Annotated in this window: 11 protein-coding genes and 1 tRNA gene; 6 read left to right on the top strand and 6 right to left on the bottom strand. The window is 33.6% G+C overall.

Annotated elements, in window-relative coordinates:
- Positions 1-124 precede the first annotated feature (124 nt).
- Together trxB and IQ05_RS11935 are read right to left on the bottom strand one after the other, a co-directional pair.
- The gene (gene trxB / locus IQ05_RS11940) at positions 125-1,072 is read right to left on the bottom strand and encodes a thioredoxin-disulfide reductase (RefSeq protein ID WP_144893260.1); all 948 of its coding nucleotides are present in this window, start codon (positions 1,070-1,072) and stop codon (positions 125-127) included.
- Positions 1,073-1,432: 360 nt separating this feature from the next.
- Positions 1,433-1,507, bottom strand: a tRNA-Pro gene (locus IQ05_RS11935).
- Between the two features lie 403 nt (positions 1,508-1,910).
- Between IQ05_RS11935 and IQ05_RS11930 the strand changes: the two genes are divergently transcribed.
- From IQ05_RS11930 to IQ05_RS11905, 6 genes are all read left to right on the top strand, one after another.
- The gene (locus IQ05_RS11930) at positions 1,911-2,678 is read left to right on the top strand and encodes a ParA family protein (RefSeq protein ID WP_144893258.1); all 768 of its coding nucleotides are present in this window, start codon (positions 1,911-1,913) and stop codon (positions 2,676-2,678) included.
- Positions 2,679-2,682: 4 nt separating this feature from the next.
- Entirely contained in the window at positions 2,683-3,582 is a 900-nt protein-coding gene (locus tag IQ05_RS11925; RefSeq protein WP_144893256.1) for a ParB/RepB/Spo0J family partition protein, read from the top strand.
- 32 nt (positions 3,583-3,614) lie between these two features.
- On the top strand, positions 3,615-4,142 hold the full coding sequence (locus IQ05_RS11920; protein ID WP_394345204.1) for a DUF5683 domain-containing protein: 528 nt from the start codon (positions 3,615-3,617) through the stop codon (positions 4,140-4,142).
- A 149-nt stretch (positions 4,143-4,291) separates the two neighbouring features.
- Entirely contained in the window at positions 4,292-4,993 is a 702-nt protein-coding gene (gene dapB / locus IQ05_RS11915; protein ID WP_144893254.1) for a 4-hydroxy-tetrahydrodipicolinate reductase, read from the top strand.
- Between the two features lie 60 nt (positions 4,994-5,053).
- Positions 5,054-6,622, top strand: a complete 1,569-nt coding sequence (gene lepB / locus IQ05_RS11910; RefSeq protein WP_144893252.1) for a signal peptidase I — start codon at positions 5,054-5,056, stop codon at positions 6,620-6,622.
- 60 nt (positions 6,623-6,682) lie between these two features.
- A complete protein-coding gene (locus tag IQ05_RS11905) occupies positions 6,683-7,300 on the top strand; it encodes a WbqC family protein (protein ID WP_144893250.1) in 618 nt (205 codons plus the stop codon).
- A 50-nt stretch (positions 7,301-7,350) separates the two neighbouring features.
- Here the strand turns inward: IQ05_RS11905 and IQ05_RS11900 are convergent, their stop codons facing one another.
- From IQ05_RS11900 to mutL, 4 genes are read right to left on the bottom strand one after another with little or no spacing between them, the layout of a single operon-like run.
- Positions 7,351-8,397 carry an endonuclease/exonuclease/phosphatase family protein gene (locus IQ05_RS11900; protein ID WP_144893248.1) on the bottom strand — a complete coding sequence of 349 codons (1,047 nt, stop codon included), beginning with the start codon at positions 8,395-8,397 and terminating at the stop codon, positions 7,351-7,353.
- 45 nt (positions 8,398-8,442) lie between these two features.
- The gene (locus tag IQ05_RS11895; protein ID WP_144893247.1) at positions 8,443-9,312 is read right to left on the bottom strand and encodes a rhomboid family intramembrane serine protease; all 870 of its coding nucleotides are present in this window, start codon (positions 9,310-9,312) and stop codon (positions 8,443-8,445) included.
- 48 nt (positions 9,313-9,360) lie between these two features.
- A complete protein-coding gene (locus IQ05_RS11890; RefSeq protein WP_144893245.1) occupies positions 9,361-10,104 on the bottom strand; it encodes a rhomboid family intramembrane serine protease in 744 nt (247 codons plus the stop codon).
- Complete coding sequence (gene mutL / locus IQ05_RS11885; protein WP_144893243.1) at positions 10,101-11,942, bottom strand: DNA mismatch repair endonuclease MutL; 1,842 nt, start codon at positions 11,940-11,942, stop codon at positions 10,101-10,103. The genes IQ05_RS11890 and mutL overlap by 4 nt, the downstream gene beginning before the upstream one ends.
- Positions 11,943-12,064: the final 122 nt, after the last annotated feature.

Below are 12,064 nucleotides of genomic sequence, written 5' to 3'. Positions count from 1 at the left end.
ACCTTGTGCAAGTTAACGATAGACTGAATAGCTAAAATGATCCAGATTTTAAGCAGAAGAATGATTCAAAAAAAAAAAGTCTCTTTTGAAATAAAAGAGACTTTTTTTGAATATTGGATAGTTGTTATTCTCTTGCTGCCAAATATCTTTCGGCATCCAGTGCAGCCATACAACCTGTTCCTGCTGCTGTTATAGCCTGACGGTATACATGATCTGCAGCATCACCAGCTACAAAAACACCTGCAACATTTGTAAGTGCAGAACCTGGCGTGTTAACAATATATCCTGTTTCATCGAGTGTAATAAACTCTTTAAAAATATCTGTATTCGGTTTGTGACCAATGGCAACGAAAAATCCAGTTGCTGGAATTTCAAAAGTTTCACCTGTAGTTTTGTTTAACGCTTTTACACCTGTAACTACTTGTTCATCCCCAAGTACTTCTACAGTATCGTGGTTCATCAAAATCGTGATATTTTCTGTTTTGCGTACGCGCTCCTCCATAATTTTTGAAGCTCTAAATTTTTCGCTACGCACTAACATAGTTACTTTTTTACAAAGTTTAGACAAATAGTGCGCCTCTTCACAAGCTGAATCTCCAGCTCCTACTATTACTACCTCTTGGTTTCTGTAGAAAAAGCCGTCACAAACAGCACATGCAGAAACACCACCACCCATTTTTAAGTAATGTTGCTCTGATGGTAAGCCTAAATATTTAGCCGAAGCACCAGTTGAAATGATCACGGTTTCACAGTGTAACTCTTTAGTTTCGTTAATCCAAACTTTGTGAATATCTCCAGAGAAATCAACTCTTGTAGCCCAACCGTCACGAACGTCAGCTCCAAAACGCTGAGCTTGAGCTTGTAAACCTACCATCATTTCTGGTCCTGTAATTCCTTCTGGATTACCTGGCCAGTTCTCTACTTCATTTGTTGTAGTCAACTGTCCGCCTGGTTGCATTCCTTGATATAAAACTGGGTACATATTAGCTCTTGCTGCGTAAATTGCTGCAGTATATCCTGCAGGCCCTGAACCTATAATAAGGCATTTAATTTTTTCGATCGTATCTGACATGGTGTGATTATTAAAATTTTCTGGTACAAAAATAAGCTTTTATTACAGTACGTAATAAAGTACTACATCAGTTTTAATTATTTGGTAATAAAAAAATCCTTCTAGTGCAAATAAGAAGAAAATAAGCTAAAACTAAAAACTTCATATTAACTAAATGTTTTTCAAGCACTTATAGATATTGTTAAATATTAAGTTGACATTTGTTGCAAACAATAGAAAATGGTTTATCCGAGTCTTACTTCTAAAAATATAGAATTATAACCAACATAATACATTTCTTGAGTTTTCGAAAAATAGGATATTAACTTAAAACTCAACTTTTGAAAATAAAAAAAGCCGAACGATATCGTTCGGCTTTTGTCGGGGTGGCAGGATTCGAACCTGCGACCTCCTGCTCCCAAAGCAGGCGCGATAACCGAGCTACGCTACACCCCGAAAGCGGGTGCAAAGATACAACTCTTTTTATCTTACACAAGTATTTTTGCAAAATATGAAAAATGTTATTCTATTAAAAAAAAGAAGATGAATTATAGAAAAATTTTTTCTGGATGGGAAAACCAAAGCCCCTATGGTAGCGAAAAGCGTTGCGCTAGGTGCATCTTGCTTTTTTTGTCCTAAAAGAGCGACTAAAAGAAGCTCCTTTTAGGGCTGTAAAAAAGCAGAGGCAACAGCAAGACCTTGTAGCGAACAGCTGGAATAGCTTTTAAATGAAAAAATTAAACTAAAATTTTAAACACAAGTAACATCATGCAAATTGTGGTTTGACGATTGTTAACAAAATAGATTTTCAAAAACCATAAATAATCGTATTTTTACGGTTCAAAATTTAGAAAAACAAATGGGCAAAATCATCGCGATTGCTAATCAAAAAGGAGGAGTTGGCAAAACTACAACATCAGTTAATCTTGCAGCTGCATTAGGTGTATTAGAAAAAAAGGTTTTACTTATTGATGCTGATCCTCAAGCTAATGCATCATCCGGACTTGGGATAGATGTTGAATCAGTAGAAATAGGCACGTATCAAATTTTAGAGCACAGCCATACTCCGCAAGAAGCAGTTATTAAATGCTCTGCTCCCAATGTTGACGTTATTCCTTCTCACATTGACCTTGTTGCTATAGAAATAGAACTTGTTGATAAAGAAAATAGAGAATACATGCTTAAAAAAGCATTGGCTAGCGTAAAAGATGAATACGATTTCATTATCATTGACTGTGCACCATCATTAGGATTGTTAACACTTAATGCTTTGACGGCATCAGACTCTGTTGTTATTCCTATTCAATGCGAATATTTTGCTCTGGAAGGATTGGGTAAGTTGTTAAATACCATAAAAAGTATTCAAAAAATACACAATCCAGATTTAGATATTGAGGGACTTTTGTTAACTATGTTTGATTCACGTTTGCGTTTATCTAACCAAGTTGTTGAAGAAGTTCAAAAACATTTTAATGACATGGTTTTTGAAACCATCATTCAAAGAAATGTAAAATTGAGTGAAGCGCCTAGTTTTGGCGAAAGCATAATTAATTATGATGCAACAAGTAAAGGTGCTGTAAACTACCTTCACCTTGCACAAGAAATCATAAAGAAAAATAGTAAATAATTTTATGGCACAAGCAATTAAAAAACAAGCCTTAGGAAGAGGATTATCCGCGTTATTGAAAGATCCAGAAAACGATATCAAATCTGTTGATGATAAAAATGCCGATAAGGTTGTTGGGAATATTATTGAGCTTGAAATTGCTGCAATCGAAATAAATCCGTTTCAACCCCGAAGTAATTTTAATGAGGAATCATTGAGAGAACTAGCTACTTCTATAAAAGAATTGGGTGTTATCCAGCCTATTACTGTACGTAAACTAGATTTTAATAAATTCCAGCTTATATCTGGAGAGCGTCGTCTTAGAGCTTCTACACTTGTAGGACTTACTACAGTTCCTGCTTACATTCGTATTGCAAACGACAATGAATCACTGGTTATGGCATTGGTTGAAAACATTCAACGTCATGACTTAGACCCTATTGAAATTGCCTTATCTTACCAAAGATTGATAGATGAAATCCAACTTACACAAGAACAAATGAGTGACCGTGTAGGGAAGAAAAGATCTACTATTGCTAATTATTTACGCTTGTTGAAACTTGATCCTATCATTCAAACAGGGATTAGAGATGGATTCATAAGTATGGGTCATGGTAGAGCCATAATCAATATTGAAAACCAAGATATTCAGGCTGATATTTATCAAAAAATTGTTAGCCAAAATTTATCGGTGCGCGATACCGAGGCATTGGTAAAAAATTATCAAGAGAGCCTAAAACCAAAACCTGAAGGAAAACCAAAAGCTACTTCGTTTGAGGTTGAGGATGCTCATAAAAATACCTTTACTAATTATTTTGGTACCAAAGTAGACGTGAAAGTAACAGGCGGCGGAAAAGGTAAAATAACCATTCCTTTTCACTCTGAAGAAGATTTTAAAAGAATCATTAAATTAATAAACGACTAGTGTTTAAATCATTTTTCATTATCTTCATTCTCATGTTAATGAATTTCAGCTCTGTTTTTGCACAAACCAAAAACAATACTGAACTCATAGCGAAGGATACCTTGAAAACGTCAAATATTGACCCGCTTACACCTGCAAAAGCTGCTTTTTTTTCGGCAGTACTACCTGGTTTAGGTCAAGCTTACAATAAAAAATACTGGAAAATTCCACTTGTTTATGGCGCCATAGGTACAAGTGTATACTTTTATGCGGATAATAATAAAAAGTACAGACAATACAGAACGGCTTATAAAAGACGCCTAGAAGGTGTTGTAACTGAAGATTTAGAATTTCTTGACAACAACAGATTGATTGCAGGGCAAAAATTTTACCAGCGTAATAGAGATTTATCTGCATTAGTCACACTTGCTTTTTATGCTTTAAACATTATTGATGCCAATGTTGATGCTGCTTTATTGCAGTTTAATGTTGATGAAAACTTATCACTACGCCCCGCTATTTATCAAAATGATGTAACGTTCAAGACAAATGCGGGACTAACTATTAATTATACTTTTTGAAAGAGAAAATTGAATTGATTTTTCATCAATAAAAAAATAAGTCTGCTTGAATTATAAATAATTTAGTATCTCAATTAAACTAAGTTATTACAGCAAGCAAAAAATAAAATTGTCAAAGTTCATTTGGCTTTAAATTATAAAATATTACAATGAAAATTGCATTACTAGGATACGGAAAAATGGGCCAAGTGATTGAAAAAATTGCTTTGGAACGAGGTCATGAAATCGTATTAAGAAAAGAGGAAACAAGCACTTTTGAAGGACTTTCAACTGCTGATGTAGCCATTGATTTTAGTGTACCGTCAGCAGCTGTTGAAAATATTTCGACTTGTTTTCACACCAATGTTCCTGTAATTTCAGGAACCACAGGATGGCTAGAACATTACAGTACAATTGAAGCACTTTGCCTTGAAACGAAAGGTGCCTTGATTTCTAGTTCTAATTTTAGTTTAGGAGTAAACATCTTTTTTGAGTTGAACGAATACCTCGCCAAAATGATGTCAAAATTTGACAGTTACCAAGTAAGCATGGAAGAAATTCACCATACCCAAAAACTAGATGCACCTAGCGGTACTGCTATTTCTTTAGCCAAAGGAATTATGGAGAATAGTTCATACACAAAATGGACTTTAGACAATCCTAATCAAGGTGAAATATACATTGATGCTAAAAGAATAGGAACCGTTCCTGGAACGCACACCGTACAGTATAATTCTACAGTTGATAGCATCGAAATAAAACACACGGCACACAACAGAGATGGATTTGCACTTGGAGCAGTTATCGCGGCAGAGTGGATAGTAGGAAAACAAGGGATTTTCTCTATGAAAGATGTATTAGATTTAAAATAAAAACAAACATTATTCTCTTTGTGAAATTGCATCACAATAATTAAACAAAATTAAAAGACTATGACTGTATATCAATGGTTTGTATTTTTCTTACTGGTACAAATAATTCACTTTTTAGGAACTTGGAAATTATATGAAAGTGCGGGACGAAAAAAATGGGAAGCAGCTATTCCTGTTTATAACGCAATCGTTTTAATGAAAATAATAGGTAGACCTACATGGTGGACAGTTTTACTCTTTATCCCGATAATCAACTTAATCTTATTCCCAGTAATTTGGATTGAAACTTTAAGAAGTTTTGGTAAAAAATCTTCCTTAGATACTTTCTTAGGGATAATCACATTAGGTTTTTATATCTATTATATTAATTATACTCAAAAACTAGAATATATAGCTGATAGAAGTGTAATGCCTCAAAACAAAACAGCTGACACTATCAGCTCTATACTATTTGCTGTGGTAGTAGCAACATTAGTTCATACGTATGCAATCCAGCCTTATACTATTCCAACTCCGTCATTAGAAAAATCATTGCTAGTAGGTGATTTTCTTTTTGTAAGTAAGATGAACTATGGCGCAAGAGTACCTATGACAACTGTAGCGCTTCCTATGGTTCATGACTCTATCCCATTAACACACAAAAAATCATACTTGTCATGGCCACAATTGCCATACTTGAGATTGCCTGGGATACAAAACATCAAACGAACTGATATTGTAGTTTTTAACTGGCCAGTTGACACCGTTTATAAATTTTTTGATACCTCAAAAAGAAGAGCCTACAAACCAATTGATAAAAAATCAAATTATGTAAAAAGATGCGTAGGTGTTCCTGGTGACAACCTTTCTATTGTGAATGGTGATGTGTATATTGACGGTAAGATCCTTCAATTACCAGAACGAGCGAAACCGCAATTTTCATACAAAGTAGCGCTTGATGGAAAGACGCCAATTGATCTTGAATATATTTTCAAAGAACTAGACATTACAGATAGAGCCTTTTTTACTAACGAAGCTAAGAGAGATACCATTTACCTAAGTGCATTGACCGATGCTGGTGCACAAGTTTTAAAAAACACTCCAGGTATAACAGCGGTTATCAAACAAATTGCGACTGGAGTTGACCAAGCTAATTTTGGCAAAGGAGTTTTTCCTCACCTCAAAAAATGGAATAGTGACAATTACGGACCTATTTACATTCCGGAACAAGGAAAAACTGTTGCTTTAAATATTGAAAACCTACCTTTCTACAAAACGATTATTGACGATTACGAGAACAATAAGTTGCAAGTAAACGGTACAGAAATTCGTATCAATGGTAAAATTGCTAAAGAGTATACTTTTAAGCAAAATTACTACTGGATGATGGGAGACAACCGAAACAACTCTGAAGACAGTAGATACTGGGGATTTGTTCCAGAAAATCATATTGTAGGTAAACCAATATTTATATGGTTAAGTATAGATCCTAACGGTAAAGGAATCAACAAAATTCGTTGGGATAGAGTTTTTACAACTGTGAGTGGTGAAGGACAACCTCAATCTTATTTTCAATTATTCCTAATAGGACTAGTTGTATTTTTCATAGGAGATTATTTTTGGAAAAAAAGAAAAACAAACAAAGTTTAAATAAAAAAAACTAGCGTTTAGTAGAAATTAAAACTCTAAACGCTAATATATTACAACATCATGAATATTATCATACACCCCACCTATTTCCCATCCATAAGCCATTTTGTAGCCATTGCAAAAGCTGAATCAGTACTTTATGAGGTAGAAGATAATTTTCAAAAGCAAACCAACAGAAATAGAACTTACATTTATAGTCCAAATGGAATTCAACTTTTGAATATCCCTATAAAACATACTAAAATAAGCCATCAAAAAACAAAAGACATTCGAATAGAAAATGATTTTGATTGGCAAAAACAGCATTTCAAATCCTTAGAGGCAGCATATAGAAGCTCTCCTTTTTTTGAGTTTTTTGAAGATGATTTACAACCCTTTTTCGAAAAAAAGCATGATTTCCTGATGGATTTAAACTTTGAAGTGTTGGAATTATTATCCAAGTGTATGCGCATGAAAATGGATTATTCAAAAACAACAAGTTATTTACTGGAGACCAATCCAGAACTTATTTTGGATTACAGAACATTGGTAAACGGAAAAAAAGACCAATCGCAATTTGAACCTTATCAACAAGTTTTTGATGACAAACATGGCTTTTTGAATAATTTAAGCATTTTAGATTTACTATTCAATGAAGGTAAGTTTACTGTGGATTATTTGAGAAATCAGACATTATAATCTGTTACCACGAACATCCCAAAAAAAATTCGTTTAATACCAAACATAATCTATTCATAGGATAAACGTGCCATGATAGGGAAATGATCTGAATTTATAAAATTAGAAAAGTTTTCGAATTTTTTCACCTGCATTCTTTCATCAGCAAAAATATAGTCAATCCTTGCTGGATAATATCTAAACTTATAGGTTTCACCAAAACCCTGACCTGCCTCTTCAAAACTGTCTTTCATTTTCCCTTTTATACTCCTATACACATAAGAAAATGCACTATTATTCATATCACCACAAATGATTACTGGATAAGTACACTTTAACTTATGCTCTCGAAACTGCTCAGCTTGTTGCTGTTGTTGTTTAAATGCCTTACTGATTCGAATAAAAAGTTTTTGAGATTTATTCTGATTAATAGCATCTATATTTTCATCGATTTCATTTACGTCAGGAGAAATTTTAATAGATTGTAAGTGCATGTTATATACCCTAATAATATCTTTACCCTTCTTGATATCTGCGTAAATAACGTTATTACTGGATTTAGGAAATATAATATTGCCATGATCTATTATAGGAAACTTCGAAAAAATAGCTTGACCCGTTTTGATTTGGTTTCCTTCGGTAAAAATATAGCGGTGTGGATATACCTTTAAATCTATTCCAGCAGTTGATGAGAACTCTTGAATACACAATATATCAGGGTTTTTTTCATTTATAAAATTCAAAATATCACCAGGTACATCATCACGTTCGATCCATTTAAAAACGTTTAAGAGTCTAACATTGTAGCTCATGATGGTGAAATCTTGTTCTACTTTAGGCAATTCAACACTTGAAAATTTATAAAACTTATTTATAAATGTAATCCCTATTAATAATACAATTCCAGAAACAATCAATTGTTTTTTAAATTGTAAGGTCCAATAGAAAAAAAACAAGGTATTTAAAACAAAGAACAAAGGCATGAATAACGTGAGAACTGACAATAACGGGAAAGATTTCGGGGCCAAGAAAGGTAAAATATAAGCAATAAAAGTCACCACTGTTAGGACTATATTGAGTAGAAACATACCTTTATTAAACCAAGAAAGATTTCTCATACTTACACTTTTAAATACTAGTTACAATATACAATTTAATTCAGATTATTTTCCTACTTTAAAAAGGAATTCTTTTTCGTTTTGAGATAGACTATCATAACCAGATTGACTTATTTTATCCAATATTTGATCTATTTGCTGCTGATTATTATCTTTTACAACAATTTTAGAAACTGTTTTTGGTGCTGGTTTTTGATGCGATTTATACACTTTTTTAAAAGGAGTAGCATTGTTTTTTTTGAATCGATTTTGGAAAAAATCTATAAAACCTGAAATTATTTTACTTAGATCAGTCCCATTTTCAAGTAGTTTAATGAATAAAAAACCAAATAAAGCTCCTGCAAGATGTGAAATATGCCCACCCATATTACCGGAACGCAATTGCATTAAATCAATAAAAACAATAACAGCTGTAACGTGCCAAAGCTTTACGGTTCCAAATATCAACATTCGGAGCTCCATCAATGGATTGTATGTAGCAACAGCAACCAAAATAGCCATTATAGCCGCAGAGGCCCCAACAATAGGCGCATCTATTGCCAAAATATAAAAAACCAAAACATACACTATTCCAGCAAAAATAGCTCCCAAAACATACAAGCCAAACAACTGCTTGCCTGTAAAATAAGTCATGAATAATCTTCCTGCAAAATTAAGAACTAATAAATTAAAAAGAATATGCATGATTCCAGTATGAAAAAAAGCATAGCTCAAAATAGTCCAAGGCTGGCTTATAAAAACAGTGGGGTTTGATGATAAGCTTACATATTGTAAATAATCAATTGTTATTCCCATTTTAGATAATAGAAAAAAAACTAAAAAAGGAATCACAAATAAAGCGATATTCCAAAAAATAAGACGAATAACAATTCCTCCCATTTTGTATTGCAATTTCAAATCATCAATAACATTCATATACCAATTCTTTTGTGCCTATTAAAAATATACTCGATCTGTGTTGTATTAATTCCAGCGGTTTTTATTAAACTGTTTTTTTTTCCAATACCACATCATTATAAAGCCAAAAAGCGCTCCACCCACATGCGCAAAATGTGCTATTCCGCCGCCGCCAAAAATAGATTTACCTGAGATTCCCAAATATAAATCAACAAGAACTAATCCTGGAACAAAATATTTAGCTTTAATAGGTACTGGAATAAACATAAGCGCCAGTTCAGCATTAGGAAACATAAATGCAAAAGCAACAATTATTCCGTAAATTGCTCCTGATGCTCCCACAGCCCTACCAGCATATGCACTTATAAAATTAGAAAAATCAGAGGCATTCATATACTGCTGCAAAGCATTAATTTTACCTTCATTTAAAAGCTGTAAAATATCTTGCTTATTAAAGCCATTTGCTGTCAAGGTAGTAATAGCATCATTAAAATAATAATAATTAACACCCGTATGCAACAAAGCCGCACCTAAACCACAAGAAATATAAAAAAACAAAAACTTTTTCCCGCCCCATATTTGCTCCAAAGCTGATCCAAAAGAATACAAAGCAAACATATTGAAAAAAATGTGCATGACACCGCCGTGCATAAACATGTGGGATAGTGGTTGCCAATACTGAAAATTAGGATTCTCTGGAAAAAATAAAGCCAAGGCTTTATAAACTACATCTCCTAAAAGGTATGTCCCTATAAAAAATAGAATGTTAACAATAATTAATTGCTTAACAACTTCGGTTACGTTTCTCATACTGCAAATTTTTTATCTAAATCTTCCACACGCATAGTGATGAAAGTGGGTTTATGAAATGGCGACACATTTGGATCTTTGCACGCAAAAAGTCCGTTAACTAAATTTTCCTGTTCCTTTTCTGTAAGATGCGTTCCTGTTTTTACGGCTAAACTCTTAGCCATTGACTTGGCAATAGTATCGTTTTGACTAAAACTGCTCTCAGGAATTCCATCTTGAAGATCACTTATTAATTGTTCTAAAACTATAGAAACTTCACTCTCGGTGATGTTTACGGGTATTCCAGATATTACAATATGATCTGAATTGTTATCTTCAAAAACAAAACCGGTATTTTTTAGCGCTTGTTGCAACTCAGTGATAATTTCCATTTCGCTTGACGAATAAAACAAATTTAAAGGAAACAATAGTTGCTGACTTGATGCTTGTTGTACCGTCATATTTACCAAAAACTGCTCATACAAAACGCGTTGGTGTGCACGCTGCTGATCAACAATTACCATTCCTGATTTGATAGACGATACAATGTATTTTTTATGAATTTGATAGGTTTTATGCACCGCATGCTCCACTTCTTCATCGTTAAAAAGTGACGATGTGACTTCCTCGTTTTCAAACGTTACTTGCTCTATATCAAAAACATCTTGTTTTAAACCGACATACAAACTGTCCCATTTTGAAGTGCTTTCTGGTTTTTTATAACTAGAAAATTGTTTGCTAGGAGTTTCGTTAGAAAAAGGATTAAAAGTGCCGTCAACTTGAATTGATGGAACCTCGCCAGATAAATCTTTGTAATGATAAGGCGTATCCAGATTTGAGTCTCTATCAAAATCCAAAACTGGAGCTACATTAAATTGTCCTAAACTGTGTTTTATAGAAGCACGAAGAATGGCGTATAAAGCATGCTCATCATCAAATTTAATCTCAGTTTTAGTAGGATGTATATTAATATCAATTGTGTTTGGCGGTACCGTTAGGTATAAAAAATAACTCGGTTGCGCTCCGTCTCTCAAGATTCCATCATAGGCAGCCATAACTGCATGATGTAAGTATCCGCTTTTTATAAAACGATCATTAACAAAGAAAAACTGTTCGCCCCTACTCTTTTTTGCAAATTCAGGTTTACTTACAAATCCTTGAATAGTAACAATATCAGTTTCCTCTTGAACGGGAACCAATTTTTCATTTGTTTTTCCCGAAAATATAGACACAATACGTTGTCTTAACGTAGCTGGAGGCAAATTAAACATTTCGCTTCCGTTGTGGTAAAAAGTAAATTGAATATTAGGGTGAGCCAATGCTACTCGTTGAAATTCATCAACAATATGGCGGTATTCCACAGTATCTGATTTCAAAAAATTTCTCCTAGCCGGAATATTAAAAAACAAGTTTTTGATTGCAAATGAAGTTCCTTGTGGTAAAACAGCAAGCTCCTGCGCTATAAATTTACTTCCTTCAATAATGATGTGATGTCCTAACTCATCCTGTTCTTGACGTGTTTTCATTTCAACATGAGCAATAGCAGCAATGGATGCTAATGCTTCGCCTCTAAACCCTTTGGTAAACAAGGAAAACAAATCTTCGGCTTGACGTATCTTTGAAGTAGCATGACGTTCAAAACACAAGCGAGCGTCAGTTACATTCATTCCTAAACCATTATCAATCACTTGTACAAGCGCCTTACCAGCATCTTTAATGATTAACTTGATATCTGTAGCCCGTGCATCTACTGCATTTTCCAAAAGTTCTTTTACTACTGATGCAGGACGTTGAACAACCTCTCCCGCTGCAATTTGATTTGCAACATGATCAGGCAGCAATTGTATAATACTCGACATTAAAAAAAATTAGATTTAAAAAATGGTTTTTGGTTCAAAACCAAGTTGTACAAATTTAGTGATTTTACAAAGGTAATACAGTAAAAACACTCATAAATTAAACTAAAAAAACCTATACAATG

The sequence above is a fragment of the Flavobacterium tiangeerense genome, from assembly GCF_007830355.1.
GTDB lineage: Bacteria > Bacteroidota > Bacteroidia > Flavobacteriales > Flavobacteriaceae > Flavobacterium > Flavobacterium tiangeerense.
This window is presented reverse-complemented; position numbering and strand designations above follow the sequence as displayed.